We start from the raw sequence: 25,668 nt of genomic DNA on the forward strand, positions 1-25,668 counted from the left end.
GATTTCCTTTTAACGTAGACATAAAAAAACGCCCGAGCGAATCTCGCCCGGGCGTTTTTATTGGGCGGTTGCAGCTTACTTAGGTGCGGAAATCCGCCCTGATGATGCGATCCACAGACTTAGATCTTGCCGACCAGGTCCAGAGACGGAGCCAGAGTGGCCTCGCCTTCTTTCCACTTGGCTGGGCAAACCTGGCCTGGGTGAGCAGCGACGTACTGAGCAGCCTTGATTTTGCGCAGCAGCTCGGAAGCGTCACGACCCACACCGCCGTCGTTCAGTTCGACGATTTTGATCTGGCCTTCTGGGTTGATCACGAAGGTGCCACGGTCAGCCAGACCTGCTTCTTCGATCAGTACGTCGAAGTTGCGGGAGATGGCGTGAGTCGGGTCGCCGATCATGGTGTACTGGATTTTGCTGATGGCTGGTGAAGTGTTGTGCCAGGCAGCGTGAGCAAAGTGGGTATCGGTGGAAACGCTGTAGATCTCGACGCCCAGTTTCTGGAACGCGTCGTAGTTGTCAGCCAGGTCTTCCAGTTCGGTCGGGCAAACGAAGGTGAAGTCGGCTGGGTAGAAGAACACGACAGACCATTTGCCTTTCAGGTCAGCGTCCGACACTTTTACGAAGTCGCCATTTTTAAAGGCGTCAGCTTTGAACGGTTTAACTTGGCTGTTGATGATAGGCATCGATGACTCTCCGTCAGGGTTGAAAAGTTTGGTTGAGAAGTTGATGGAGTGAATCCTACCGACTCGATTGCCGGATGGCTCATTGGCAAAGCTCATGCTGCTCATTGGTTTTCGCTATTAGCCGTACGTATTAATAGAAGAAAACTTACTTAGCAGCGCCAATGGTTTTTTCCGCGAGCGGTGTCATCCCGAGAAACGGGCTGGCTTCAACATAGCGCATGGCGGACTTCATATCCTTCCAGCCCACGTAACTCATCAACGACTTCAAGTCCCAACCGCTCTGATGAGCCCAGGTGGCAAAGCCGCGCCGCAAGGAGTGACTGGTGTAGTGCTCGGCCGGGATGCCGGCGCGCTCCAGGGCCTGGCGCAGTAACGGGATCACGCTGTTGGCGTGCAGCCCCTCCTCGCTCAGGTGGCCCCAACGGTCGATGCCCCGGAATACCGGTCCACGGACCAGCGCGGCTTCGGTAATCCAGTCGATGTACGCCTGCACCGGGCACAGGCGCTGCAATGCGGGTGTCTGGTAAGTCTTGCCGAGGTTTTCGCGGTCGCTCTTGGTTCGTGGCAAATAGAGCGTGATGCCTGAGCCGGCAGCCGCTTGCACGTGCTCGATCTGTAACCGGCACAACTCATCGCTACGAAAGCCGCGCCAGAAGCCCAACAGGATCAACGCCCTGTCGCGCCTGGCCCGCAACAGAGCCGGTTGATCGTGTTCAGATTTCGCGGTTTGCGCTTCTTGCTCCAACCAGGCAATCACTTGCTCCAGATGTTGAAGCTGTAACGGCTCGGCCTGTTTTTCTTGAGCCGGGTGCAGCGCGCGAATGCCCTTGAAGACCTTGCGCACCACTGGCGCCTTGGTGGGGTCAGGAAAACCCTGACTGTTGTGCCATTGCGCCAGTGCTGACAAACGCAACTTCAAGGTATTGATCGAAAGCACACCCGCGTGAGCGACCAGGTAACGCGCGACGCTGTCGCTGGTTGCCGGCAGGAAGCCGCCCCAACTGACTTCGAAATGCTCGATAGCCGCCCGGTAGCTGCGACGGGTGTTGTCGCGGGTGGCGGCTTGCAGGTAACGATCCAGCTCAGTCATCGGCTCAACTCTCTAAAACGTACCGCTTTGGCGGGTGAAAACGCGCCACAGGGCTCATCACACGGGGTAATACCAGTATATCCCGTACGAATACCCATCGTATTTTAAGTTTTTTGTTAGCGTGGTACATTGTGTACTTAGGTGGCATGTACCACAGTACGAAATCGTAGGAGAACTCATGGCTCGTGGCGGCGTTAATAAAGCAGTGGTGCAAGCGGCACGTTTGGCAATTCTCGCCCGAGGCGAAAACCCCAGCATCGACGCGGTACGGATCGAGATGGGCAACACGGGCTCGAAAACCACGATTCATCGCTATTTGAAGGAGCTGGATGACGGCGCCGAGCGCGCCGAAGTGGCGCCGGAACCGATTGATGACGAGCTGGCGGGACTGGTTTCGCGGCTGGCACAACGACTCAAAGAGCAGGCGCAGGAGCCCATCGATCAGGCTCGCGAGCAGTTCGATCAACAAAAGAAAGCGCTGGATACGCAACTGCATGAAGCCCAACAAGCCAACACGCAATTGCAGCAGCAGTACGAGATTCAAAGCCTGGCACTGACTCAAGAGTCCGAGGCCCTGCTAGAAACCCGCGCCATGCTGCAGACCGAGCAAACCCGCAACGCCGGTCTGAACCAGGCGCTGGCCGATTTCGAATTACGCTTGCAAGACAAGGATGAGCAGATCCGCTCACTGGAAGAAAAGCACCTGCACGCTCGCGATGCCCTGGAACATTATCGCAACGCTGTCAAAGAACAGCGTGAGCAGGAGCAACGTCGCCACGAAAGCCAGGTGCAGCAGATTCAGATGGAGTTGCGTCAAGCGCAGCAAAGCGCATTGGTGCGTCAGGATGAGATCACGCAACTGCACCGCGACAACGAGCGTTTGTTAACGGAGAACCGTGGCACCCTGAGAGAGTTGAGCCTGCTGCAGGATCAACTCAAGCAAACCAACGCTCGACAGGATCAGCTGCTGGAACAGGTAAACCGTATCGACAGCGAACGCACCCTCCTCCAGGAACGCTTGCGCGCTGCCCTGCTGGAAAGTCAGTCGTTGAAACAGAGCGTCGATGAGCAGTCGCAGATAAACAAAGCGCTGGAAATTGAGTTGCTCAAGACTCAGGCGAGCCTCGATGAGAGCGCGCGCCTGGCGGCCGTCATTGCGACAGCGCCAGACGCATCAGAGCCCCAAAAGGACGATTAACCCGCGACCGGCGTGCGCATGGTGACGAACTCTTCGGCGGCAGTCGGGTGCACGCCGATGGTTTCATCGAAATCGCGCTTGGTGGCACCCGCTTTCAAGGCGATCGCCAAGCCCTGCACAATTTCCCCAGCCTCCGGACCGACCATGTGGCAACCCAGAACCTTGTCGGTCTTGGCGTCCACCACCAGTTTCATCAGGGTGCGTTCCTGGCATTCGGTCAGGGTCAGCTTCATGGGCCGGAAGCGGCTTTCGAAGACCACCACATCGTGACCGGCCTCCCGGGCCTCTTCCTCGGTGAAACCGACCGTGCCGATGTTCGGCAAGCTGAACACCGCGGTCGGGATCATCTTGTAATCGACCGGGCGATACTGCTCAGGCTTGAACAAACGTCGCGCCACAGCCATGCCTTCCGCCAACGCCACCGGCGTCAGCTGAACCCGACCGATCACATCACCAAGCGCCAGGATCGACGGCTCAGCAGTCTGATACTGCTCGTCGACCTCGACGAAACCTTTCTTGTCGAGTTTGACGCTGGTGTTTTCCAGCCCAAGATTGTCGAGCATCGGACGCCGACCGGTGGCGTAGAACACACAATCCGCTTCCAGCTCACGACCGTCCTTGAGGGTCACCTTCAGGCTGCCATCGGCCTGCTTGTCGATACGTTCGATGTCGGCGTTGAACTGCAGGCCCATGCCGCGTCTGGTCAGTTCTTCCTGCAAGTGTTTGCGCACCGCACCGTCGAAACCGCGCAGGAACAGTTCACCGCGATAAAGCAACGTGGTCTCGGCGCCCAGACCGTGGAAGATCCCGGCGAATTCGACGGCGATGTAACCACCACCCACCACCAGAACGCGCTTGGGCAGTTCTTTGAGGAAGAACGCCTGGTTGGAACTGATTGCATGCTCATGCCCCGGAATCTCCGGAATCTGTGGCCATCCACCGGTAGCAATCAGGATGTTTTTGGCGGTGTAGCGCTCGCCGTTGATCTCGACCTGGTGCGGATCAACGATTTTGGCGTGGCCCTCATGCAAGGTCACGCCGCTGTTAACCAGCAGATTGCGATAGATACCATTCAGGCGATTGATCTCGCGATCCTTGTTGGCGATCAGCGTCGCCCAATCGAATTTCGCCTCACCTGGCGTCCAGCCAAAACCCGAAGACTGCTCGAAGTCTTCGGCGAAGTGTGCGCCGTAGACCAGCAGTTTCTTCGGCACACAGCCGACATTCACACAAGTGCCACCCAGGTAGCGGCTCTCGGCCACCGCCACTTTCGCGCCAAAACCGGCAGCAAAACGCGCAGCTCGCACACCGCCGGAACCGGCGCCAATCACATAAAGGTCAAAATCGTAGGCCATTTTCAATCTCCTCGGCAGTCCACAAGCATACCCGCAGACATCCGTTGGGCAAGCGCTGCAATCGATATGGGGACGGAAAATGAAAAAGCCACCCGAAGGTGGCTTTTCAATACAAGTGGGTCAGAGGCTATTAGTAGGCCTTGCCAGTCTTGTAGAAGTTCTCGAAGCAAAAGTTGGTGGCTTCGATGTAGCCTTCAGCGCCACCGCAGTCAAAACGCTGGCCCTTGAACTTGTAGGCAATCACGCAACCGTTTTTCGCCTGCTTCATCAGGGCGTCGGTGATTTGAATCTCGCCGCCTTTGCCTGGCTCGGTTTGTTTGATCAGGTCGAAAATATCCGGCGTCAGGATGTAACGACCGATGATCGCCAGGTTCGACGGTGCGTCTTCCGGGGCTGGTTTTTCGACCATGTTGCGAACGCGGTACAAATCATCAGCGATCAGTTCGCCGGCGATCACGCCGTACTTGTTGGTTTCCTGCGGATCCACTTCCTGGATCGCAACGATGGTGCAGCGATACTGCTCGTACAGCTTGACCATCTGGGTCAGGACGCCGTCGCCTTCGAGGTTGACGCACAAGTCGTCCGCCAGCACTACCGCGAACGGTTCGTCACCGATCAGCGGGCGGCCAGTCAGAATGGCGTGGCCCAGGCCTTTCATTTCGGTCTGGCGAGTGTAGGAGAACGAGCACTCGTCCAACAGTTTACGGATGCCGACCAGGTATTTTTCCTTGTCGGTGCCTTTGATCTGGTTTTCCAGCTCGTAGCTGATGTCGAAGTGGTCTTCCAGAGCGCGTTTGCCGCGACCGGTAACGATGGAAATTTCGGTCAACCCAGCGTCCAGTGCTTCTTCGACGCCGTACTGGATCAGTGGCTTGTTTACCACCGGCAGCATTTCTTTGGGCATGGCTTTAGTCGCTGGCAGGAAGCGAGTACCGTAACCGGCTGCTGGGAACAAGCATTTCTTGATCATAAAAGTCCTTGATAGGGCTGTGTGTACGAGTTTCGGCGCAGTCTAATCAGGCGGCGTGCACCTTACAATGCCCCGCACTGGCTAACCAATGCCATCATAGAGAAATATTCTCGCGGATAGTTCCCGAGATAGCTCCGCAGCCTTTATAGATAGCACAGACCATCAGATCTGCACGGCCGCGAATCGCACAACCCTACACCATCAGCACCGGTTGAGTGCATTTGGCGCTATCATTGCGCGATTGAACCAGTCAACGAGGCAGATAGATGTCGGAAGCAAAAAGTGTCAACGGGTTCCTGATCAATCAGGCGAAAGACGGCCAGTGGTGGGTAGACAGTGCCAGCGGCGAGAATATTGCAGGGCCTTTCCCGACCGAGGCGTCGGCGATTGAAGTAGCATCCGTATTGGAGCTCGAACACCCAGCCCCGAAGCGTCGCGGCAAGGACAAGTCCTGAGAAGCACCCGGCTCGACCCAAGCCCTGCTCGCGCAGGGCTTTTTTGTGATTGGCTGCAAACAAGTGGCCATTCGCTATAACCTTTTGATGCCAGCGCTGTCACAGGCTCAGCCCCTTCATCCTGACGACGACAACGACATGAATAAATTTTTGCCCCTGATCGCGGCACTGGCCCTGAGTGGCTGCGCCACTTCGGAAACGACCTACCTGAACAACGGCGAGCAAGGCCTGGCGATCGACTGCTCCGGGGAAGCCAATTCCTGGGCGACCTGCTACGAAAAAGCCGATGCCTCTTGCGCCGGCACCGGCTATCGGATCGTCGGTACCGACGGAACACCTTCGACCAAGGAAAGCGACAAGACGCTGGGCGTGGACGTCGGCAACTACAAGAACCGCAGCGTCGTGGTGGTCTGCAAGTAAGGTGCCCTGCCCTACATGTGAATTTCGGCGAACTTGATCCCGAGGCCGCGCACCGTCTCGATCAATTCATCGAGGCTACTGAAGGATTCGACTTCATCGTTTTCATCCACCAGAAAATAACTGCGCCCGGCGCTTTTCTTGAAAAACACGATCCATTCTTCCGGATCCGCCGGATTCTGAATCACGTGGGTGGCAGAGATGTGACCCTCTGCATGGCGCTCCCGTACCTGCTCTCGCTTCATGCTCGACTCCAGAAATGACAATGCCGCCAAAGCGCTGCTTTTGGCGGCATCGGTGCTGACGGGCGACAGTCTATCAGCCGGAAATGCACGCCGTAGCGGCATTGCGTACATCCATGGGGCGCAACGGCACATTGGAAATGCGCTCATGCAGCTTGATGCTGCTGCCAGTGGAGCGGTCTTCGATATCAAATACTGCCGCCGGGCCCGAGGAGAACTTCTGCGGCACGATAACTCGCATTCCGTCCTTGTGCGGCTCGACTTGCAGGGCTCCCCGGCTGCTGGCCAGTTTTTCGGTCAGGCATTGCGCGTACTCATGAGGCTTCTTGCCTGAAATCACGCTCATGGTCGGCAGCGTCTCATTGATTTCCGAGACACTCGCACAGCCACTCATCGCTATCGCCATAGGCAGGAACAGCACACCCCACTTCATACAACACCTCCGATAAAGACACTCCGACAGTACAAATCCTGTTTTTCTCCGAGGCTCGCTGCGTTTATCGCTCATAGAATTCCGTATTACTGTTTTTAATTGTCAAAGCAGAGCTCGACGACCGGATAATAACCCGTTCGGGCTGATAAACTGCGCCAATCGCACATGCTATCGTTTTGATTTTGTAGAAAAAGCCCTTCTGGAGGCGCCTCATGAAATTTATCCACCAGCGCGAGCACCTCAACGAAGACGATATCGTCGTCATTCAATGCTCCCAAACATGCAATATCCGCTTGATGAACGACGCCAATTTCCGCAGCTTCAAGAATGGCGGCCGCCACACTTACCATGGCGGAGCATTCGACACTTTCCCTGCCCGGATTACTGCACCGAGCACCGGTTTCTGGAACATCACCATCGACACGGTCAACCGCCGGCCGATCAGCGTGACTCGCAAACCGACCCTGACTCACACCATCAAGATCATCCGCCGCTCCAGCACGAAACTGAGCTGAGTGACACCCAAACACCAAGACAAGCAGGTATGACCGTGGCCCAAACGACCAAATACGTCATCAAATACAAACTCAATGGTGAGCGTCGCTTCGAATTTGCCCAGCTTGAAAACGGCACCGAAGAAGAAGCCAAGGCCGCGCTGGACGCCATTCATGGTTCGAGCGAAGACGTCATCAGCGAAATAAGCGTCAGCAAAGCGTTGTAACGGGATCCGGAGCGACAACATGGACGTCTGCTCCCCCGTATAAAATTCGACCGCAAGCGCCGGAGTGTTCACTCCAACCCCGTTCCCTAGACTGGCCACCTCAACCTTTGGTTAAGGAGTCAGAACATGCCTACTTCCTCGATTCGCTTCATCAGCGGCACTTCCAGCCTTGGCGTCTTGCTGCTCGCGTTCAGCGCCGAGGGTTTGTGTGCGCTGCTGATCGGTGATGATCTGGCCATGCTGGAACGCGATCTTTCGCAACGCTTCCCCGGCCAACAAGCACCGCAGCGCGATGAAGGCTTGATGCCTGCGCTGGAGCAAACCCTGCGCCACCTCGAAGACCCGCGCACCACCCTGGATTTTCCGCTGGATCTGACAGGCAGCGCTTTTCAACGGCGAGTCTGGGAGGCCCTGCGGCAAATACCGGTGGGTGGAACCGCCAGCTATCTGGATATCGCGCGACAATTGGGACAACCCACGGCTTTTCGGGCGGTGGCCAATGCCTGCGGAGCGAACCCGCTGGCGGTTATCGTGCCGTGCCATCGGGTGCTGCGCCAGGATGGCAGCCTTGGCGGCTACCGTTGGGGGCTGGAGCGTAAACGGCAACTGCTGGATCGTGAGGCGCAGCGATGAGCGAGCGTTCTCTCGATGGACTGGACTGGGAAGCGCTGGCACAGCAACTCGATCAGGATGGCTGCGCGATCATCCGGTCGCTGCTAACTCACGAGACGTGCGATGAAATCAGCGCTCTGTATGCCAGTGGCGAACCGTTTCGCTCGCAAGTGATCATGGCTCGTCACGGCTTTGGCCGTGGCGAGTACAAATACTTCAAATACCCGTTGCCAGATGTCGTTGCCCGTTTGCGCAGCGCGCTCTACCCTCGCCTGGTGCCGATAGCCAATCGCTGGTACGAGCACATGGACCTGCCGACCCGTTTCCCTGAAACCCACGAAGCGTTCCTCGAACGCTGCCATGCCGCCGGTCAGGAACGCCCGACGCCGTTGTTGCTGCAGTATGGACCGCAGGACTACAACTGCTTGCATCAGGACTTGTACGGCGAACACGTCTTCCCGCTGCAAGTGGCGATTCTGCTGTCAGAGCCCGACGAAGACTTCACCGGTGGCGAGTTCGTACTGACGGAACAGCGCCCACGGATGCAGTCGCGCCCCCAGGTCATCGGCCTGAAGAAAGGTGACGCGCTGATCTTTGCCGTCAACCAACGGCCGGTCAAAGGCGTTCGTGGCTATTACCGGGTCACCCTGCGCCACGGCGTGAGTCGCCTGCACAGTGGAAAACGGCATACCCTTGGAATCATCTTTCACGACGCGTTATGACCCTATGAACCCGATCACCTTCGACTTGTTTGCCGACGCCGAACCCGAGCAGCAACCTAGGCTCGATCGGATCGGCGAACAGTCCTGCGTCCTCAGAGGCTTTGCCCTGCCCTGGCTGGATCGGTTGCTGCCCGCACTGGACGCGGTTTTGGCGGCTGCGCCGTTTCGGCAGATGATCACGCCCGGGGGCTTTACCATGTCGGTCGCCTTGAGCAGTTGCGGCGCGCTGGGCTGGACCACCGACCGCAGCGGTTATCGCTATACCCGCCATGATCCGCTGACCGGAGAACCCTGGCCGAAAATGCCCGAGGTGTTTTTCGAACTGGCACAAGCCGCGGCGCGGGAAGCAGGGTTTGCGGATTTCGTGCCTGATTCCTGCCTGATCAACCGTTATGTTCCCGGGGCCAAGATGTCGTTGCACCAGGACAAAGACGAAGTTTCCTACGCAGCGCCTATTGTTTCAGTGTCCCTGGGATTGCCGGCGATGTTCCTGTTCGGCGGTTTCGAACGCAGCGATAAAAGCCAACGGGTACCGCTACTGCATGGCGACATCGTGGTCTGGGGTGGCGTGGATCGCTTGCGTTATCACGGGGTCTTGCCGATCAAGGACGGCCAACACCCGCGACTGGGCGAGCAACGGATCAACTTCACCTTTCGTACCGCTGGATGAAGCCTTCGAATTCGACCGCAAGACCCGGGGTGCAGCGACCCCGGCGGCTGGTTAATCTGCATGAAACGGATCAACGGACATGAAGCCATGACAAGCCATTCGACAAAGATTGCCACCGAGAACGATCCTCGCTGGGCCGCCGTCGTCGCGCGTGATCCCCGGGCAGACGGACAGTTTGTGTATGCGGTGAAAACCACCGGCATTTACTGCCGTCCCAGCAGCCTGGCACGTTTGCCGAAACCGCAGAACGTCGAATTCTTCGACACCGCCGAGCAGGCCCAAGCGGCGGGTTATCGCCCCAGCAAACGAGCGGCGAAAGATCAAAGCGACGTCGCCGCACAACATGCCGCGACCGTGGCGGCCGCATGCCGCCAGATCGAAACCGCGGAGAATCTGCCTGTTCTGAGCGAGTTGGCTTCTGCTGCGGGCCTGAGTAGCTTTCACTTCCATCGGGTGTTCAAAGCGGTGACCGGCCTGACGCCCAAGGGTTACGCCACGGCTCATCGTTCACGCAGGGTCCGCGAACGCCTCGCGGACGGAGACTCAGTGACCGACGCGCTGTATGACGCCGGCTTCAATTCCAACAGCCGTTTCTATGAAGCCGCCGATCAGCTATTGGGCATGAAACCCGGTGATTACCGCGCGGCCGGTCAGAACAACGACATTCGTTTCGCCGTCGGCCAGTGTTCCCTGGGGGCGATTCTGGTGGCGCAGAGTGAACGGGGTGTTTGCGCGATCCTGCTGGGCGATGATCCGCACCAACTGGTCTGCGATCTGCAGGACAAGTTTCGACGTGCGAATCTCATTGGCGCCGACCAAGAGTTCGAGCAACTGATCGCCAAGGTGGTTGGTTTTATCGAAGCGCCGGCCCTGGGCCTGGACTTGCCGCTGGATGTTCGTGGCACCGCTTTTCAAGAACGGGTCTGGCAAGCCCTGCGGGAGATTCCCGCCGGTTGCACCGCCAGCTACGCCGATATCGCTCAACGAATCGGCGCGCCAAAAGCGATGCGCGCCGTGGCTCAAGCCTGCGGCGCGAACAACCTGGCGGTGGCGATTCCGTGCCACCGCGTGGTGCGCAGCGACGGCAACCTTTCGGGTTATCGCTGGGGTGTGGAACGCAAGCGTCAGTTGCTTGAGCGCGAAAACCCGTCTGAGTCCTGAATGCCGATATAGACCGACACTGAATCCGGACTGGTATAGACCTCGAAATCTGTGGCGAACGAGCGGCAAACCTGCGGGTTGTCCTTAAAGTAGGCCCAGATCAGGCCCCACGTCTGAATGACGCTATCTGGCATCGCCCCTTTGGCGCTGAACACCAGGTATTCGCCTCCCTCCACCTGAACCTGCGGAAAGTCCTCGGAGGGCGCGGTGACCGCCGCCCCCGCGGTCACATCGAAGTGGCCCGAAGCGTCGGACTCGTAGTTGGAATAGACACCGTACATAAAGGAATCCGGCTGCTTGTGGGCGATCTTGTCGAAGATTCCCTCAACGAAAAATTGTTCCCACATCGGGCCGATGCGCGCCGTGTCTGGTTGCTGCTCTGCGGCATTGCAGGTGCGCACTTGCAGGCCCGAGACACTAAAGGGCCGCACTTCACGCTGCTTTACATCCATGGTCGATAGTCCTTGTCTCTGTCGTTTGTCAGTTTGATTGGCGGCGAGAAAGTCAACGATTGACGTCGACCACCACCCGACCACGCAATTGACCGGCGAGTAATCGCGGTGCAGCCTCGATCACTTCGCTCAAGCCGATTTCGTGGCTGATCAGCGGCAACAAGGTGAAGTCGAGATCCTTGGCCAGACGATTCCAGGCCAGTATCCGCCTGGCTTTGGGTTGAGTCACGCTGTTGATCCCGGCCAGGGTCACGCCGCGCAAAATGAACGGTGCGACTGAAGCCGGGAAGTCCATGCCTTGCGCCAGGCCACACGCGGCGACAGTGCCGTTGGCCTTGGTGCTGGCACAGGCATTGGCCAGGGTGTGGCTGCCGACCGAGTCGATGACCGCCGCCCAACGCTCCTTGGCCAAGGGTTTGCCCGGCTCGGACAGCGTGGCGCGGTCGATGATTTCGCTGGCGCCTAGTTGCTTGAGGTAATCGTGTTCGGAGGTGCGGCCGGTGGACGCGACCACCCGATAGCCGAGCTTGCTCAGCAGTGCGATGGCGAAACTGCCTACACCGCCATTGGCGCCGGTGACCAATACTTCGCCCTGATCGGGCGTCACGCCATTATGTTCCAGCGCCAGGATGCTCAGCATCGCCGTGTAACCGGCCGTGCCGATGGCCATCGCTTGCGCCGTGGTGAATGCCTTGGGTAACGGAATCAGCCAGTCGCCGTTCAAGCAAGCCTTCTGCGCCAGTCCGCCCCAATGTCCTTCGCCAACTCCCCAGCCATTGAGTACGACTTGATCGCCGACCTTGTAGTCCGGATGCCCGCTGACTTCGACAGTCCCTGCCAGATCGATCCCCGGCACCATCGGGAATTTTCGCACCACCGGGCTGCTGCCGGTGATTGCCAGGCCATCCTTGAAGTTCAGCGTGCTGTACGCAACCCGCACTGTCACATCGCCCTCGGGCAGTTGATCGTCATTGATCTCTTGCAGTGTGGCCCGGTAACCGCTGTCGTCTTTGTCGATCAAAATGCCTTGGAACATTGCTGCCTCCAGATGGAATCACTCAGTTGTCGTGCAATTGAAATAACACATTAGCAACATTTCACCGTACTCGACTTTAAGCCAAGAGTGGCACACGAACTGAAAACTCGACTGGCCTTATGTCAGTCATTGCTGATACAAAAACGGTCCTACCGTCCCTGCCCTGTTATGACGTCGGAGAACCCTTCAAATGAGCAAATGGCCAGACACCCGCATTCTTGATCTGCTTGGCATTGAGCTTCCGATCATCCAGGCGCCCATGGCCGGCGCGACAAATTCGGCCATGGTTATCGCAGCCAGTAATGCCGGCGGCCTGGGCTCGATGCCGGCAGCCATGTTGAGCATCGATCAGTTGCGCGAGGAGCTGAAAACGATTCGCCAGCACACTCAGCGTCCGATTAACGTCAACTACTTCTGCCATCAGACTCCCGCCGCCGATGAGCAACGCGCACGAGACTGGAAGAATCTGCTGGCCCCCTACTACCGGGAACTTGGTGTGGACTTCGACGCGCCGACGCCAGTGTCCAATCGAGCGCCGTTCGATAGCGCGGCCTGCGAAGTGATCGAAGAATTTCGCCCGGAAGTCGTGAGTTTCCACTTCGGCCTGCCGGAAAAATCCCTGCTGGATCGCGTGAAAGCCACTGGGGCGAAAATCCTTTCCTCGGCCACCACCGTCGAAGAGGCCATCTGGCTCGAACAGCAGGGTTGTGACGCGATCATCGCCATGGGGTACGAAGCCGGTGGCCATCGGGGCATGTTTCTCAGTGATGATCTGAGCAGCCAGGTGGGCCTCTTTGCGCTGGTGCCGCAGATCGTCGATGCGGTGAAAGTGCCGGTGATTGCTGCCGGCGGGATTGCCGATGCACGAGGCGTCGCGGCGGCTTTTTTGTTAGGGGCTTCGGCGGTGCAAGTGGGCACGGCGTACTTGTTCACGCCAGAGGCCAAGGTCAGCGCGTCTCATCACAAGGCGTTGCGCACGGCCAAAGAAAGTGAGACGGCCGTCACTAACATTTTCACCGGGCGCCCGGCGCGCGGCATTCTCAATCGGGTGATGCGCGAACTCGGGCCGATGAGCGCCAAAGCACCGGCCTTCCCGCTGGCGGGTGGTGCGCTGATGCCGTTGCGGGCCAAGGAGGAAGCGGATTTCAGCAATCTCTGGGCGGGTCAGGCATTCACGCTGGGCGCTGAAATGACCACGGCTGAACTGACCCGGCGTCTGGCTGATGAAGGATTGGCCAAGTTGTTGGGTCGGTAATGCACTCACCTGTAGCAGCTGCCGAAGGCTGCGTTTGGCCGCGAAGCGGTCGTAAATCCTGCTGCCACGATTAATCTGAAAGATTGCGGTGTCTGTTTCCACGACTGCTTCGCAGCCGAACGCAGCCTTCGGCAGCTGCTACAGGTTCAGCGTGACCTCAACAACGTTCCGTTTGCAGGCATTTCGCTATATATTCCGCTATATAGCGTTTCACCCCCTCGTTGCATGCCTACCACGGAGCCGTTTCATGACCATTCGTGCCTCACGTTTTGCCCCCACCTGCCTGGCAACCCTGCTGGCAGCGTTCGTTTTCGGGTCCGCCCAGGCGGACGAAGTCCAGGTTGCCGTCGCTGCCAACTTCACTGCACCGATTCAGGCGATCGCCGCCGATTTCGAAAAAGACACCGGGCATAAACTGGTCACCTCCTTTGGTGCCACCGGCCAGTTCTATACCCAGATCAAGAACGGCGCGCCGTTTGAAGTGTTCCTCTCGGCGGACGACACCACCCCGCAAAAACTCGAAACCGAAGGCGACACGGTCAAGGGCTCGCGCTTCACCTACGCCATCGGCACCCTGGCGCTGTGGTCGGCGAAAGAAGGTTACGTCGATGCCAAGGGCAAAGTGTTGAGCGACAACCAGTATCAGCATCTGTCCATCGCCAACCCGAAAGCGGCGCCTTACGGTCTGGCCGCTACTCAGGTGCTGGCCAAGCTAGGCCTGACCGACAAGGTCAAAACCAAGATCGTTGAAGGCCAGAACATCACTCAGGCCTACCAGTTCGTCTCCACCGGCAACGCCGAACTGGGTTTTGTGGCCTTGTCGCAGATCTACAAAGACGGCAAAGTCACCGGCGGCTCGGCCTGGATCGTTCCGGCCGATATGCACGAGCCGATCAAACAAGACGCGGTGATTCTCAACAAAGGCAAGGACAAGCCAGCTGCCAAGGCACTGGTTGAGTACCTCAAAGGTCCGAAAGCCGCCGCTGTCATCAAATCCTACGGTTATCAACTCTAAATGACGCTATCAAGTGCCGACTTTTCCGCCATCTGGCTGACCCTGAAACTGGCGTCGCTGACGACGGTCATCCTGCTGGTCATCGGCACTCCGATTGCGTTATGGCTGTCGCGCACCCGCTCGTGGTTGCGCGGCCCGGTCGGGGCGATCGTCGCTCTGCCCCTGGTGCTGCCGCCGACGGTCATTGGTTTTTACCTGTTGCTGGCGCTCGGCCCTAACGGGTTTGTTGGCCACTTCACCCAATCACTGGGACTTGGCACCCTCACTTTCAGTTTTGCAGGGTTAGTGATCGGCTCAGTGATCTACTCGATGCCGTTCGTGGTCCAGCCCCTGCAAAACGCTTTTTCTGCCATCGGCACTCGCCCATTGGAAGTGGCCGCGACCTTACGCGCCAATCCCTGGGACACGTTTTTCAGCGTGATCCTGCCGCTGGCCCGCCCCGGGTTCATCACCGCTGCCATTCTCGGTTTCGCCCACACCGTGGGTGAGTTCGGCGTGGTGCTGATGATCGGCGGCAACATTCCAGACAAGACTCGCGTGGTCTCGGTGCAGATCTACGATCACGTCGAAGCCATGGAATACGCCCAGGCCCATTGGCTGGCCGGGGCGATGCTGGTGTTCTCCTTTATTGTGTTGCTGGCGCTCTACTCCAGCCGTAAAACCAAAGCGGGCTGGAGCTGATCGATGATTCATACGCGTCTGAAACTGAGGTATTCGGGGTTCACCCTGGAAGTGGATCTGCAATTGCCCGGCCGCGGCGTCACTGCCCTTTACGGTCATTCCGGTTCGGGCAAGACCACTTGCCTGCGCTGCATCGCCGGCCTGGAGAAGGCCGAGCAGGGTTTCATCCAGGTCAACGATGAAGTCTGGCAGGACAGCGACAAGAAGATTTTCGTGCCGCCACACAAACGTGCGTTGGGTTACGTCTTCCAGGAAGCCAGCCTGTTTCCCCATCTGTCGGTGCTGGCCAACCTGGAGTTCGGCCTCAAGCGCATTCCTCGCCCGCAGCGACGGGTCGACATGGCACACGCGACTGAACTGCTCGGGATCGGCCATTTGCTGGATCGCCATCCGCAGCACCTTTCCGGCGGAGAACGGCAGCGGGTCGGCATCGCCCGCGCCCTGCTCACCAGCCCGAAACTGTTGCTGATGGACGAGCCGCTGGCGGCATTGGATAGCCAACGCAAAAACGAAATTCTGCCTTACCTGCAGCGACTGCACGATGAACTGGACATCCCGGTGCTGTACGTCAGCCACTCACAGGATGAAGTGGCGCGGCTGACCGACCACATCGTCTTGCTGAGTGAAGGCAAGGCGCTGGCCAGCGGCCCTATTGGCGAAACCCTGGCCCGTCTCGACCTGCCCCTGGCGCTGGGCGACGATGCCGGCGTGGTAATCGAGGGGCACGTCAGTGCCTATGACCCCGACTATCATTTGCTGACCCTGCAACTGCCGAACACAACCTTGAACATTCGCGTGGCTCACTCACCGATGACTCCGGGTCAGGCGCTGCGCTGCAAGGTTCAGGCGCGGGATGTCAGCCTGAGCCTGCAAAGCGTCGAGCAAAGCAGCATCCTCAATCGCCTGCCGGTCACCGTGATCAGTGAAATGGGCGCGGACAACGCCGCCCATGTGCTGATCCGTCTGGACGCTGGTGGCACACCGCTGCTGGCGCGGATCACCCGTTACTCCCGGGACCAATTGGGCGTGCACCCCGGCCAGCAACTCTGGGCACAGATAAAGGCGGTGGCGGTGCTGGCATAAATCCGCTGGCACGACTGCAACGGCATGCGGTCAATGGCTGTAACGGCCCCTGATCCCTCGCCAAGGACTACCGCCATGCCCGATACCGCGCTGCCCGATGCGCTGCCATCCGACCTGCATTACGTCGATGACACCCAGCCCGGCATCACCCGCAAGAAACTGCGCGGCAAGTTCTGCTATTACGACCCTGCGGGTCAGCGCATTACCGATCAAGACGAGATCAAACGCATCAACGCCCTCGCCGTACCCCCGGCCTACACTGATGTGTGGATCTGCGCAGATCCGCGCGGCCATCTGCAAGCTACCGGTCGTGATGCCCGAGGTCGCAAGCAATACCGTTATCACCCGCGCTGGCGAGAAGTGCGCGATGCCGACAAGTACTCACGTTTGCGGGACTTCGGGTTGGCGCTGCCGAAACTGCGCAAACAGCTTGAAGCACTGCTGGCGGCTCCCGGCTTCAGTCGCGACAAAGTCATGGCCACGGTCATCACCTTGCTCGATGCGACGCTGATCCGGGTCGGCAACACCCAGTACGCTCGGGACAACCGATCCTACGGCCTGACCACCCTGCGCAACCGTCACGTCGAGGTCAACGGCAATGCGATCCTGTTCCAGTTCCGCGGCAAGAGCGGCGTAGAGCATCAGATCACCGTGAAGGACCGACGCCTGGCGCGGATCATCAAACGTTGCCTGGAAATTCCCGGCCAAAACCTGTTTCAGTACCTGGATGAAAACGGTGAGCGACACACCGTCAGTTCCTCCGACGTCAACGCCTACCTGCAAACACTCACCGGTGCCGACTTCACTGCCAAGGATTACCGCACCTGGGCCGGCAGCGCGTTGGCGTTGGCGGTGTTGCGGAAACTGCAGTGGGAACCCGAGTCGGACGCCAAGCGGCATGTGGTGGAGATGGTCAAGAACGTTGCCAAACAACTGGGCAACACCCCGGCCGTCTGCCGCAAGTGCTACATCCACCCGGCGGTGCTCGATGGTTTTCTTCTGGGTGCGTTGGCTGAACTGCCCAGGCCTCGAGCGCGTAAAGGGCTCAGGGCAGAGGAAGTCGGGCTGGCGATGTTTTTGGAGAGGCGGGTCGCAATGGCTGAGGCGACGAACTGACCTGTCTATTTTTTGCATGATCGCCAATGGCTTCTATAGTTGATGTGAACCTGAATTAGCTGCGGTGACGCCATGGAAGACATTTTCGTTGTGAAGCGATGCAACAAGATCATCATCCATGGTCGCCGGGCCGGAGAACCCGATCATCCACCACCCGACGCCGCCGTCTGGTATCGCATCGCCGATACTCGAACCCGCGGCTTCATCGGTGACGGTTTCGATCGTGAAGAAGACGCCCTGCGTGAATGCTGGCAGCTCAATGCCAGGTCGCAAGTGACGGCCCGACAAGGCTGAGGTCACCTGCCATTTAGGGGTCTATACTGAAAAAGCTGAAGGAACAGCGACCCCAACGGCTGAAAGCTCGCTCCCTGCGGGCTTTTTGCTGCCAAATACAGGTTTCTTGAACGGAGGTGTTTGCCATGTCCGAAAAAGAGTCCATCACCACTCTGCTCACCCTGCTCGACTCCCGTCAGGCTCGCCTGGCAGCGGCATGCAAGGAAATCGCCGACTGGGTCGATCATCAAGGTGGTCATCCGACGGCCCTCAGAATTCGTGATCGTCTGAACGACATCGAGAAGGACGCGCCACTGATTCGCAATACGCTGTCGTCGCTCAAACCTGTCGACCCGCCCCTGCCGCGGTTCAGATGATTCGATCTGGACATCCTCAAGGACACGACCTGATTCAGGACGCATGAACGGCGACCTTATCGTCACCGGGTGCGTCCTTGCCTGAGCGCTTCCTGCTACATCCCCAACCCAGCCTGGCGCTGGGCTTTTTTATGGCTGCGCAGTCTGTTTCACACTGCGTTCACATCTCAGGCTCTAGATTGACCGGACTCCTTTGAAGAATTCCCCTGGCCCGCCCGCATGCGGGCCTTTTTTTTCCATTACGCAGGCAACGAACGTCACCGTATGCTGGAGGTCAAACGATTACACGTCACCAAGGAGGCGTCTGATGGTTACTCACTTCAAAGTCGGCGGGCATCTGGCCTGCGGTCACAAAGGCAGCAAGCTCGTTTCAACCAGCGAACTTACCCGGGTGAAATGCAGAAGCTGCCGCAACACCGACGCGTTCAAGGATGCGCGCAAAGACCAACGCAACGCTGCACGCCGCGCCGCACGCAAAGCCAAAGTTACGCATACAGCCAATGACTGGCGCGCGGCTTGGGTCGAACGGCTCACCGCCATGGAAGGACTGCAACGATTGCCTCGTGGTTTTACCGGTCAGCCTTTCGTTTAGCTGACAGCATCGGCGGCTGAATCGAATTCACTCGATCCGGCCGCTGGCGCCATGATTTCCAGCAACGACATGCGTTTGAAGGCCTCGACCAGACCACGCCCCTCCTCGGGTGCGCATGAGATGGCCAGCCGCATGGTCGCCTCCCCCAAATGCCAGATCAGAAACGCAGATTCCCGAACCCGCAACGCATCGCTGTCGGGGAATACCCGAAGCATCGCGTCGGCCAACAACCCGCCCGCAATACGACTCTCCTGCAGTTCCAATGCCATGAGCTGTTTGTCCGCCTGCATCCCGGACCAGATATCACGCATCGCCGGTGTAGCAAAAACGATCTCGTAATACTGATCGACCAGTTCCGAATAGGCTGCTTGCAATCCTTGCGCGTCCTCGACCGCACCTAACGCCTCTTCGAAGCAGCGACGGCTTTCGGCGTTATAGCGCTCGGCCAGCATCCGAATCACCGAACTTTTGTCGGGAAAGTATTGATAAAGCGATCCGATCGATATCTCTGAACGCTCGGCAATTTCACTCATTTTTAATTGATCGCTGCCCTTGGTCTCGATCAGCTGAGTTGCCACGGCCAGAATTCGCTCCTGCCGCTCTCGACTGCGTTGTTGTGTGGGGGTGCGCCGAGTCGGTTCTGAAACAAGGGGCTCGAGCACCTCTGGAATTTTCTTGGGCATGGGTGCACTTCCCGTTCAATAAACATGACATAGGCTCACCTTAGCACCGCTCAACAGGTAGCTTCCATACGTCGGTTTCCAGGGTTCTGTTGATTGACGGCATAACGTGAGGGTTTATCATTTTTTTTAACGTGAGCATCACTCACATTAACCCGATGGAGATGAACGCGATGAAAACCACTCAAGAGAGCATCCTGATTCTCGGCGCGACTGGCAAAACCGGTCGGCGAATTGCCCAACGACTGGAAGCTGCCGGCGTGCCTGTCCGCCTCGGTTCCCGTGTGGCGACCCCAACCTTCGACTGGGAAGATCGAGCTACCTGGGAAGCTGCGCTTGATGGCATTCACGCGGTCTACCTCTCCTTTCAACCAGACCTCGCCGTCCCCGGCGCGCTCGAAACGGTTCAGGCATTCACCGATCAGGCGGTCAAAAGCGGTGTCAGCAAACTGGTGCTGTTATCGGGGCGCGGCGAGGTCGAAGCAGAACAGGCCGAACGCGTCATCCAGAACAGCGGAGTCGACTGGACAATCCTGCGGGCCAGCTGGTTCTTCCAGAATTTCAGCGAGGCGCACTTCCTGGAACCTATCCTTCAAGGGGAACTGGCCCTCCCCGTCGGTCATATCGCAGAGCCCTTCATCGATGCAGAAGACATCGCCGAGATCGCTGTCGAGGCGCTGACCAAACCAGAACACTCCGGCCAACTCTATGAACTGACGGGCCCACGAGCGCTGACGTTTGCCGAAGCCGTCGATGAAGTCGGCCGTGCGACAAACCGTGAAATCCGTTTCGCCGCAGTGCCGCTGGAGGCTTATCGTCAGGCACTGGAACAGGAAGAACTTCCTGCACAGCTGATCGACCTGGTGCTGTATCTCTTCACCACCGTGCTTGATGGCCGCAATACACCGGTTGCCGATGGCGTACAGCGTGCGCTGGGTCGGCCTGCGCGGGACTTTACCGACTATGTTCGGCGCACGGCTGCTACGGGCGTCTGGGCAAATGAGGGATGAAATCGAAGCAGCCTGCGCTTTCGATCGGGATAACGGGTGTGCGTTAGTTAGATGATTCTTAAGCCCCTGGCACCTTGCCATTTTTTGGCGGCAAACAGATTTCTCGACTAGGGTTCTATCGAATCGAAATTGCGCCGACGGTGTTGGCGGGCACTCATCAAGGAGGGGACAGATGACATCAATTCGAGATACCGAGAAAACCTATCGCACCTGGTCCAGCCCAATCTTGCTTGAACTCAAGGAGAGAGAGGATCAGCTAGACGCTGCAGCCCGCCAGGCCCTTCAAAATGTCTTGGTAGAGAGAAGGCTTGTCAATATCGGCAACCCTGCTGGCGAAGATCGACGCGGCGCTAATCCAGGGGCTAGCGGCCGGGGTCAATAACTGCCGCGTGATAAAAAACAGCAAGCCAGAAACAAACAAGGGTTTGCATCAGCTTTCGCTCGCAAGCCCTTGGTTTCAGATGGCACTACAACGACAAACGCCGGATCATTTGTCAGGCGAGGACTTGGACGAGCGATAAAAGAACCATAAACGATTGACCAGGATGAAGAGCAAACAATCAAGGGTTTACGTCAGCTTTCGCCTTCAAACCCTTGATTTTAGATGGTGCCGAAGCCGGAATCGAACCGGCACGCCCTTACGAGCGGGGGATTCTAAGTCCCGCGCCAGAATCAAGCAGGTAGCGGCCTGAGGTGCGCGCTGAGATTTCAGCAGTGGCGCTCGACCCTCGACGACTTGCCTCGATCGTTTTGATCGGCGTGAAGATTGCCCGACTTGCGCTGACAGAGGGTTTGTAATGAAGCCGACGGCCACTGGTCTACCCTGAATGTACAGCCGGAGGGTTCAACCATGTGCGGACGCCTTTCACAGTACCGGGGCATTCATGACTTCGTCGCGGCGCTCAGCATTCCCAACGCATTGATCAACTATGCCGGCGACCAACCTTTCGAGCGCTATAACGCCGCGCCGACCACGCAGCTTGCCCTCTTTCACCAAGAGGGTCAGTTTCTGCGCGCTGACATGGTTCGCTGGGGCTGGCGCCCGCACCGGGCCAAGGACCGCGTCGCGCCGATCAATGCCCGAGTTGAGAAAGTCGCCCACGGGCCATTCTTCAAAGCCATCTGGCCTCATCGGGCGATCATCGCCATCGACAACTGGTTTGAGTGGGTTTATGAAGGCGGACCGAAGAAGCAACCCTACCTCATTCGCCACCGTAACCGGATACCAATCCTGTGTGCCGCAATCGGTCAGTACCCCATCGCCGAGCGTGAACCGAGCGAGCATGACGGCTTCGTTATCATCACCGCAGACAGCGCGGGCGGTATGGTGGACATTCATGACCGCCGCCCGGTGGCACTGTTACCCGAACTCGCTCGCGAATGGCTGGACCCGGCCACGCCGAAAGAGCGCGCCGAGGAGATTGTGCTGCTCCAGGGTGAGCCCACTGAGGCGTTTGAGTGGTACCCGGTGGACCGAGCTGTGGGCAATGTTCGAAATCACGGCCCTGAACTGATCGAGCCAATCGGGGAAATTACCGGCGGAGATGAGAACGGTATCGGGTGATCAGCTTCAGCACGTTACCAGCGCTCCGAGACTTAGGGCACATCCTTGAAAAATAAGTGGCGGCCGAGCTTCAGCGTCTGCTTGGCCCCCTTCGGCCAGACTGGTGGCTTCGGCATGGTGATCGCGTAGTAGTGCGTGGCGCCGCCGGTGGATCGGGCACCTTTCCGGCCATCAATTGGTCAGCAGCGATCTGCGCCTGAGCAAACTCGCGAAACGGGATCGGCTTCGCGCCACTCAGGTAAGCAAAGTTCGGGTCGCTCTTGTTCCAGCATCTGAACTGATACCTGGCCTGACAGACACCGGCGTAGCCCTCACCCCACAGCGTTCGGGCGAGGATGTCTCGGTCTCTTTCTGTTGTGGTCATCACTTTTCTCCAGGCAAAAAAATACCCGCCGATGCAGGTTGGTCATAGGTGCTATGGTGCTCGGCTTAAAAATGGATTTTCCGATGCCTGAACCTAGAAATATTCCTGCTCTAACATCACTTAGATTCTTTGCAGCTGCCGCGATATTCGCGCTTCATACAACGCAATTTTCCGGTTTTCCAACCAGCGATTTTCTGGGATTCACCCTGCCTCAGGGAGTGGCTTTCTTCTATGTACTATCCGGTTTCATTTTGCATTACAACTATCGAAGTCGATTGCAAAATATCAACTGGGCAAGTTTCTTCGTTCTTCGATTCGCAAGGATATGGCCACTACATGTCGTGACTCTTGCCGGAGCTGCAGCACTAGCATGGTCGGATATGCTAAGCTGGTATCATGGTTATTTGTCGCCTTATTCACTAGCAAGCATTATCTTGCTACTGCATGCGTGGTCCGTTAACAGTGCAGTTTACTTCGCAATAAACGGCGTTTCATGGTCTATCTCCGTCGAGATGTTTTTCTACGCAAGTTTCATCCCTCTAGCCTTCTGCATAAAAAGAAAGCCAATAATCACTTGCCTCGCTTATCTATGCTTCTTGGCTCTGTATATAATAATAGTTTGGGAGACCCCCTCTTTACGCACATTAAAAGACGCGCTACTTTCAATCAATCCGTTTTTCAGGCTAATCGATTTTATCGTTGGCATATTGGGGGCGGAGTTGTTGATACGCAGAAAGCACCGCCCTGATAACAGCACGCTGCAAATGACGTGTACAGAATTGCTCGTTTTAGCCGCTGTAATTTTTGCAAATTTCTTTAATCAAACAGCAGTGACAATTGGCATCCTGCCATTAAGAACTATTGCCTACACCTCTTTGACTGATCCTTTTTTTATCGTGATGATTTGCATTTTCGCACATAGCAAAGGGCTTGTTTCAAGACTGCTAAACTACAAGGCCCTCGTTGTACTTGGACAGTGGAGTTTTGCTATTTACCTAGTGCATCAACCATTGCAGCGATTTATTAGCGTTCACTTGGCAAGCTATTCTCCGTGGACCATGACGGCCTTTGCTATCGTTGCCACATTGGTCGTTTCTGCGGCATGCCATTATTGGGTGGAATTACCAGCATACGGCCTGGTTAAACGCCTCGTCGCCCATAAGGCCAATAGAACTGCGTATGCTGGTGCATGAATATTTTTTTGGGGCTCTTGGTTCGTTTTAAATCAGGCGGGGATAACAGATGTTCTCGGCGAAGCTGTCGTTGAGACCTGCGTACTTGCTCACGTCACTTCCTCAACTGAACGGTCCAGGTCGCGCCGATCGGGTCTTGACTCACGTTCAAAGCGCGCTTTCCGCCGATGATGCTTTGGGTCGATACGATCTCTCGGATGGAAAGCAGCCCGGCCCGGTAGGCGCGTTCGATTGCCTCCCAGTCGGGTTGCTTGGTTGTCATCGTTTGTCTCGGGACTAAAATTGATAATGAGTGAAGGTGCCAAGCAGCCCCATCTTTCGAGGGCATAGCCATGCGCAAGACTGAAGAATCGATAATTGCAGCAGCAAGATTGCGTGCCGCCTACAGGGGGGAGAACGAGGCAATGGCTGCGGCCTCAGCCCTAGAAAATCTAGCAGTTCTGAAAAAGTCATTATCGGAAGACCAGTACGAGGAGGCGCTCGAAAAGCTGTACCTCGAATACACAGCTTCCTGATATGCCCTTACCGCACTCACCTGCGGCACACCTACCCTTCTGCGTCGCGACCGCTCCCAGTACGCATGCCACAGACCGAGAAGGCTTCACGCTCACCTGACTCAAGGTCATCAGCGATCTTGCGCAGCGTATGAACAGCGTCACGCCAGCCTTCACGCTTGAACTCCAGCAGCTTAGCGGCCATTCAGTTCACCATCGGACTCATCGCCATCGTTGAACAGGCCAAGGCCCGCTGGAGGACAGGGACGTTTCATCGGTCCACCAACTCGCTCGGGACGATTGGTTTAGGGTTAATATCTGATCACGTCACAGAGGTAATAGGAAATGATCGAGCGCATACATGAAGACCTGGTAATTCAGGCCGCTAGAGAATGGGCGGCGCGAGCAAATAAAAACGATGTAGCAGCGGCCGCGAATGCCTTGGACGAGATTAGCGCCCTCAAGGCCAAACTCACCGGCGATGAGTACGATCAAGCAATAGAAAGACTTTATCGTGAGTACGATGAGTCGTAGTGGATGCGTATTCAGCTCACCATGATCGTGGTTTGTGAATGAACCTGGCCAGGAAGCAACGCGACGACCGGCCCCTGTGGCATGCCGGCGGCCTTGGCGTTATCGATCGCCTTGCGCAGGCGCTCATCCATCTCGTTGATCGCTTTCACGATCGCGGGACTCAGTGGCAATGCGTGATGCAGTCGGGTGATGTTGGTCATGCTCACTCCAATGTCTCCTACACATCAGGGGCTGGTGTTAGGCGGATACCGAAGTCGGATAACTCAGACAGGTCAAGCAGTGACGCTGGTGAGTGCGGCCTGATTATGCTTCACCTCAAAAACTAAAAACCCCGCAGATAAGCGGGGCATGATCAGCAGGCTTTGTTGTTGACGGCTAGTTGGCGCCTATTGAATAGAGCATGGACAGCCCGAGTCGGGCGACATCATTGTCCGAGCTTCCAGGATAACTGTCGCGGATCTCAACAGGTTCACCACCCTCATCTCCCGGATATACAACTCCATCATTGCTTATACGGACATGCCACACCGCTCGCCATGATTCTGCGCCATCAGAGTTCTTGACTGCTTTCTCGATCAGATATCGCCCAAAGACACCTTCTTTCCCTACATGCACGGTTGTGCTGGCGCGTGCGCGGCCAAAAGGTGACGTCAAGCTTGCAGTCTTGCCTGCGCCTTCCTGCACAAACGACAACCCCCAATATTCCTTTGCGTGAGCGCCACTAAACAACTGTGCGAACCGTTCGCCCAGGATACGAGCCGTTTTCAGTACTTGTTCCGACTCGCGGACCAGGTATCGAACCTTGTTTTGATCTTGCTCAGTCACCACTGGAAAACCCATACGAACCTACCATCCTAATTGGACGGGCAGTATGCCAGCCTAACGAGTCAACCGACCATGATGTTGATAGGTAGGGCGTGGCGCAAGCGGGTGACGTTGCTCATGCTCTTCTCCAATGTCGCGACACAATTTGCTGATTCGCGAAACGGTAAGGTCGACTCTTGCCTTGCCTCCGCAGGCAACCTCGGCAGTACAGGACTTTCGGGCGGCAATGAGGTCGGTGATTTGCTGCTGCAGGCTGCGAGCAGCCCAGCTGTGAACCCTGTATCCAACCTGTCGAGCAGGCGGTAGAGAAGCTCCATGCGCTCGACTCTGTGGGCATGATTGAAAAAATAACACATATTTGTAGTATTAACACAAAAGTGTTGTAAAGTAGACTC

The 25,668-nt window shown here is 57.3% G+C and carries 37 protein-coding genes, 1 tRNA gene and 1 pseudogene; 23 read left to right on the forward strand and 16 right to left on the reverse strand.

Features of this window, described 5'->3' with window-relative positions; genetic code table 11:
• Positions 1–119 precede the first annotated feature (119 nt).
• Together ahpC and ACMXYI_RS23265 are read right to left on the reverse strand one after the other, a co-directional pair.
• Positions 120–683 carry an alkyl hydroperoxide reductase subunit C gene (gene ahpC / locus ACMXYI_RS23260; RefSeq protein ID WP_129444510.1) on the reverse strand — a complete coding sequence of 188 codons (564 nt, stop codon included), beginning with the start codon at positions 681–683 and terminating at the stop codon, positions 120–122.
• 145 nt (positions 684–828) lie between these two features.
• A complete protein-coding gene (locus ACMXYI_RS23265) occupies positions 829–1,773 on the reverse strand; it encodes a site-specific integrase (protein ID WP_415769263.1) in 945 nt (314 codons plus the stop codon).
• Between the two features lie 178 nt (positions 1,774–1,951).
• On the opposite strand from ACMXYI_RS23265, the gene ACMXYI_RS23270 reads away from it, so the two are divergent.
• Complete coding sequence (locus tag ACMXYI_RS23270; RefSeq protein ID WP_415769264.1) at positions 1,952–2,971, forward strand: DNA-binding protein; 1,020 nt, start codon at positions 1,952–1,954, stop codon at positions 2,969–2,971.
• On the opposite strand, the gene gorA is transcribed toward ACMXYI_RS23270, so the two are convergent.
• Both gorA and galU read right to left on the reverse strand, forming a co-directional pair.
• A complete protein-coding gene (gene gorA, locus ACMXYI_RS23275) occupies positions 2,968–4,326 on the reverse strand; it encodes a glutathione-disulfide reductase (protein ID WP_415769265.1) in 1,359 nt (452 codons plus the stop codon). The genes ACMXYI_RS23270 and gorA overlap by 4 nt on opposite strands.
• Before the next feature lie 130 nt (positions 4,327–4,456).
• A complete protein-coding gene (gene galU, locus ACMXYI_RS23280) occupies positions 4,457–5,296 on the reverse strand; it encodes a UTP--glucose-1-phosphate uridylyltransferase GalU (RefSeq protein ID WP_415769266.1) in 840 nt (279 codons plus the stop codon).
• Between the two features lie 266 nt (positions 5,297–5,562).
• Between galU and ACMXYI_RS23285 the strand changes: the two genes are divergently transcribed.
• Together ACMXYI_RS23285 and ACMXYI_RS23290 are read left to right on the forward strand one after the other, a co-directional pair.
• Positions 5,563–5,751: a hypothetical protein gene (locus tag ACMXYI_RS23285; protein WP_056739847.1), complete on the forward strand. Its 189-nt coding sequence runs from the start codon at positions 5,563–5,565 to the stop codon at positions 5,749–5,751.
• Positions 5,752–5,889: 138 nt separating this feature from the next.
• Positions 5,890–6,171 carry a hypothetical protein gene (locus tag ACMXYI_RS23290; protein WP_056740098.1) on the forward strand — a complete coding sequence of 94 codons (282 nt, stop codon included), beginning with the start codon at positions 5,890–5,892 and terminating at the stop codon, positions 6,169–6,171.
• 11 nt (positions 6,172–6,182) lie between these two features.
• Here the strand turns inward: ACMXYI_RS23290 and ACMXYI_RS23295 are convergent, their stop codons facing one another.
• Together ACMXYI_RS23295 and ACMXYI_RS23300 are read right to left on the reverse strand one after the other, a co-directional pair.
• Entirely contained in the window at positions 6,183–6,413 is a 231-nt protein-coding gene (locus ACMXYI_RS23295; RefSeq protein ID WP_415769267.1) for a hypothetical protein, read from the reverse strand.
• Between the two features lie 73 nt (positions 6,414–6,486).
• Positions 6,487–6,843: a hypothetical protein gene (locus tag ACMXYI_RS23300; protein WP_123364929.1), complete on the reverse strand. Its 357-nt coding sequence runs from the start codon at positions 6,841–6,843 to the stop codon at positions 6,487–6,489.
• 212 nt (positions 6,844–7,055) lie between these two features.
• On the opposite strand from ACMXYI_RS23300, the gene ACMXYI_RS23305 reads away from it, so the two are divergent.
• The 6 genes from ACMXYI_RS23305 to ada all read left to right on the forward strand — a co-directional run bounded on the left by ACMXYI_RS23305 (position 7,056) and on the right by ada (position 10,729).
• Positions 7,056–7,358: a DUF1883 domain-containing protein gene (locus tag ACMXYI_RS23305; RefSeq protein ID WP_024164534.1), complete on the forward strand. Its 303-nt coding sequence runs from the start codon at positions 7,056–7,058 to the stop codon at positions 7,356–7,358.
• Between the two features lie 29 nt (positions 7,359–7,387).
• Entirely contained in the window at positions 7,388–7,564 is a 177-nt protein-coding gene (locus tag ACMXYI_RS23310; RefSeq protein WP_415769268.1) for a hypothetical protein, read from the forward strand.
• Positions 7,565–7,690: 126 nt separating this feature from the next.
• A complete protein-coding gene (locus ACMXYI_RS23315; RefSeq protein ID WP_415769269.1) occupies positions 7,691–8,197 on the forward strand; it encodes a methylated-DNA--[protein]-cysteine S-methyltransferase in 507 nt (168 codons plus the stop codon).
• Entirely contained in the window at positions 8,194–8,898 is a 705-nt protein-coding gene (locus ACMXYI_RS23320) for a 2OG-Fe(II) oxygenase (RefSeq protein ID WP_415769270.1), read from the forward strand. The genes ACMXYI_RS23315 and ACMXYI_RS23320 overlap by 4 nt, the downstream gene beginning before the upstream one ends.
• Before the next feature lie 4 nt (positions 8,899–8,902).
• Positions 8,903–9,568 carry a DNA oxidative demethylase AlkB gene (alkB, locus tag ACMXYI_RS23325; RefSeq protein WP_415769271.1) on the forward strand — a complete coding sequence of 222 codons (666 nt, stop codon included), beginning with the start codon at positions 8,903–8,905 and terminating at the stop codon, positions 9,566–9,568.
• An 87-nt stretch (positions 9,569–9,655) separates the two neighbouring features.
• Positions 9,656–10,729 carry a bifunctional DNA-binding transcriptional regulator/O6-methylguanine-DNA methyltransferase Ada gene (gene ada, locus ACMXYI_RS23330; protein WP_046047452.1) on the forward strand — a complete coding sequence of 358 codons (1,074 nt, stop codon included), beginning with the start codon at positions 9,656–9,658 and terminating at the stop codon, positions 10,727–10,729.
• Here ada and ACMXYI_RS23335 read toward each other — a convergent pair.
• Both ACMXYI_RS23335 and ACMXYI_RS23340 read right to left on the reverse strand, forming a co-directional pair.
• On the reverse strand, positions 10,693–11,181 hold the full coding sequence (locus tag ACMXYI_RS23335; RefSeq protein ID WP_415769272.1) for a GyrI-like domain-containing protein: 489 nt from the start codon (positions 11,179–11,181) through the stop codon (positions 10,693–10,695). The genes ada and ACMXYI_RS23335 overlap by 37 nt on opposite strands.
• 52 nt (positions 11,182–11,233) lie before the next feature.
• Positions 11,234–12,217 carry an acrylyl-CoA reductase (NADPH) gene (locus ACMXYI_RS23340; protein WP_415769273.1) on the reverse strand — a complete coding sequence of 328 codons (984 nt, stop codon included), beginning with the start codon at positions 12,215–12,217 and terminating at the stop codon, positions 11,234–11,236.
• Positions 12,218–12,407: 190 nt separating this feature from the next.
• Here ACMXYI_RS23340 and ACMXYI_RS23345 point away from each other — a divergent pair, with 190 nt between their 5' ends.
• The 8 genes from ACMXYI_RS23345 (at position 12,408) to ACMXYI_RS23380 (ending at position 18,609) form a co-directional block, all read left to right on the forward strand.
• On the forward strand, positions 12,408–13,472 hold the full coding sequence (locus ACMXYI_RS23345; protein WP_415769274.1) for an NAD(P)H-dependent flavin oxidoreductase: 1,065 nt from the start codon (positions 12,408–12,410) through the stop codon (positions 13,470–13,472).
• Positions 13,473–13,719: 247 nt separating this feature from the next.
• Positions 13,720–14,487 (forward strand): molybdate ABC transporter substrate-binding protein, encoded by a 768-nt coding sequence (modA, locus tag ACMXYI_RS23350; protein WP_415769275.1) that lies wholly within the window; start codon positions 13,720–13,722, stop codon positions 14,485–14,487.
• Positions 14,488–15,168: a molybdate ABC transporter permease subunit gene (modB, locus tag ACMXYI_RS23355; RefSeq protein WP_415769276.1), complete on the forward strand. Its 681-nt coding sequence runs from the start codon at positions 14,488–14,490 to the stop codon at positions 15,166–15,168.
• Positions 15,169–15,171: 3 nt separating this feature from the next.
• Positions 15,172–16,251, forward strand: coding sequence for a molybdenum ABC transporter ATP-binding protein (gene modC, locus ACMXYI_RS23360; RefSeq protein ID WP_415769277.1), 1,080 nt, complete (start codon positions 15,172–15,174; stop codon positions 16,249–16,251).
• 75 nt (positions 16,252–16,326) lie between these two features.
• Complete coding sequence (locus ACMXYI_RS23365; RefSeq protein WP_415769278.1) at positions 16,327–17,367, forward strand: DNA topoisomerase IB; 1,041 nt, start codon at positions 16,327–16,329, stop codon at positions 17,365–17,367.
• A 72-nt stretch (positions 17,368–17,439) separates the two neighbouring features.
• Complete coding sequence (locus tag ACMXYI_RS23370; RefSeq protein ID WP_129444546.1) at positions 17,440–17,661, forward strand: hypothetical protein; 222 nt, start codon at positions 17,440–17,442, stop codon at positions 17,659–17,661.
• 125 nt (positions 17,662–17,786) lie between these two features.
• Positions 17,787–18,017, forward strand: coding sequence for a hypothetical protein (locus ACMXYI_RS23375; RefSeq protein ID WP_010460746.1), 231 nt, complete (start codon positions 17,787–17,789; stop codon positions 18,015–18,017).
• Positions 18,018–18,324: 307 nt separating this feature from the next.
• Positions 18,325–18,609, forward strand: a complete 285-nt coding sequence (locus tag ACMXYI_RS23380; protein WP_046047412.1) for a hypothetical protein — start codon at positions 18,325–18,327, stop codon at positions 18,607–18,609.
• On the opposite strand, the gene ACMXYI_RS23385 is transcribed toward ACMXYI_RS23380, so the two are convergent.
• Positions 18,606–19,292 carry a TetR/AcrR family transcriptional regulator gene (locus ACMXYI_RS23385; RefSeq protein WP_415769279.1) on the reverse strand — a complete coding sequence of 229 codons (687 nt, stop codon included), beginning with the start codon at positions 19,290–19,292 and terminating at the stop codon, positions 18,606–18,608. The genes ACMXYI_RS23380 and ACMXYI_RS23385 overlap by 4 nt on opposite strands.
• Positions 19,293–19,462: 170 nt before the next feature.
• Here ACMXYI_RS23385 and ACMXYI_RS23390 point away from each other — a divergent pair, with 170 nt between their 5' ends.
• Positions 19,463–20,299 (forward strand): NAD(P)H-binding protein, encoded by an 837-nt coding sequence (locus tag ACMXYI_RS23390; protein WP_415769280.1) that lies wholly within the window; start codon positions 19,463–19,465, stop codon positions 20,297–20,299.
• 172 nt (positions 20,300–20,471) lie between these two features.
• The gene (locus tag ACMXYI_RS23395) at positions 20,472–20,681 is read left to right on the forward strand and encodes a hypothetical protein (RefSeq protein WP_415769281.1); all 210 of its coding nucleotides are present in this window, start codon (positions 20,472–20,474) and stop codon (positions 20,679–20,681) included.
• A 223-nt stretch (positions 20,682–20,904) separates the two neighbouring features.
• Here ACMXYI_RS23395 and ACMXYI_RS23400 read toward each other — a convergent pair.
• Positions 20,905–21,012 (reverse strand) — tRNA-Leu (locus ACMXYI_RS23400).
• A gap of 137 nt (positions 21,013–21,149) precedes the next feature.
• Here ACMXYI_RS23400 and ACMXYI_RS23405 point away from each other — a divergent pair.
• Positions 21,150–21,863, forward strand: coding sequence for an SOS response-associated peptidase family protein (locus tag ACMXYI_RS23405; RefSeq protein WP_415769282.1), 714 nt, complete (start codon positions 21,150–21,152; stop codon positions 21,861–21,863).
• A 32-nt stretch (positions 21,864–21,895) separates the two neighbouring features.
• Here ACMXYI_RS23405 and ACMXYI_RS23410 read toward each other — a convergent pair.
• A pseudogene (locus ACMXYI_RS23410) lies at positions 21,896–22,227 on the reverse strand (cell wall hydrolase).
• 83 nt (positions 22,228–22,310) lie between these two features.
• On the opposite strand from ACMXYI_RS23410, the gene ACMXYI_RS23415 reads away from it, so the two are divergent.
• The gene (locus tag ACMXYI_RS23415; RefSeq protein WP_415769283.1) at positions 22,311–23,420 is read left to right on the forward strand and encodes an acyltransferase family protein; all 1,110 of its coding nucleotides are present in this window, start codon (positions 22,311–22,313) and stop codon (positions 23,418–23,420) included.
• A gap of 94 nt (positions 23,421–23,514) precedes the next feature.
• On the opposite strand, the gene ACMXYI_RS23420 is transcribed toward ACMXYI_RS23415, so the two are convergent.
• Positions 23,515–23,682 carry a hypothetical protein gene (locus tag ACMXYI_RS23420; protein ID WP_415774011.1) on the reverse strand — a complete coding sequence of 56 codons (168 nt, stop codon included), beginning with the start codon at positions 23,680–23,682 and terminating at the stop codon, positions 23,515–23,517.
• A 70-nt stretch (positions 23,683–23,752) separates the two neighbouring features.
• Between ACMXYI_RS23420 and ACMXYI_RS23425 the strand changes: the two genes are divergently transcribed.
• Positions 23,753–23,935: a hypothetical protein gene (locus tag ACMXYI_RS23425; RefSeq protein WP_415769284.1), complete on the forward strand. Its 183-nt coding sequence runs from the start codon at positions 23,753–23,755 to the stop codon at positions 23,933–23,935.
• 31 nt (positions 23,936–23,966) lie between these two features.
• On the opposite strand, the gene ACMXYI_RS23430 is transcribed toward ACMXYI_RS23425, so the two are convergent.
• A complete protein-coding gene (locus ACMXYI_RS23430; RefSeq protein ID WP_415774012.1) occupies positions 23,967–24,119 on the reverse strand; it encodes a hypothetical protein in 153 nt (50 codons plus the stop codon).
• 140 nt (positions 24,120–24,259) lie between these two features.
• Between ACMXYI_RS23430 and ACMXYI_RS23435 the strand changes: the two genes are divergently transcribed.
• Positions 24,260–24,448 carry a hypothetical protein gene (locus tag ACMXYI_RS23435; RefSeq protein ID WP_415769285.1) on the forward strand — a complete coding sequence of 63 codons (189 nt, stop codon included), beginning with the start codon at positions 24,260–24,262 and terminating at the stop codon, positions 24,446–24,448.
• 11 nt (positions 24,449–24,459) lie between these two features.
• Here ACMXYI_RS23435 and ACMXYI_RS23440 read toward each other — a convergent pair whose 3' ends face one another.
• The 3 genes from ACMXYI_RS23440 to ACMXYI_RS23450 form a co-directional block, all read right to left on the reverse strand.
• Entirely contained in the window at positions 24,460–24,648 is a 189-nt protein-coding gene (locus ACMXYI_RS23440) for a hypothetical protein (protein ID WP_415769286.1), read from the reverse strand.
• Between the two features lie 175 nt (positions 24,649–24,823).
• The gene (locus tag ACMXYI_RS23445) at positions 24,824–25,288 is read right to left on the reverse strand and encodes a hypothetical protein (RefSeq protein WP_415769287.1); all 465 of its coding nucleotides are present in this window, start codon (positions 25,286–25,288) and stop codon (positions 24,824–24,826) included.
• Positions 25,289–25,335: 47 nt separating this feature from the next.
• Entirely contained in the window at positions 25,336–25,590 is a 255-nt protein-coding gene (locus ACMXYI_RS23450) for a hypothetical protein (protein ID WP_415769288.1), read from the reverse strand.
• Between the last annotated feature and the right edge of the window lie 78 nt (positions 25,591–25,668).

It is taken from the genome of Pseudomonas lyxosi (assembly GCF_047758685.1).
In the GTDB taxonomy this organism is placed as follows: Bacteria; Pseudomonadota; Gammaproteobacteria; order Pseudomonadales; family Pseudomonadaceae; genus Aquipseudomonas; species Aquipseudomonas lyxosi.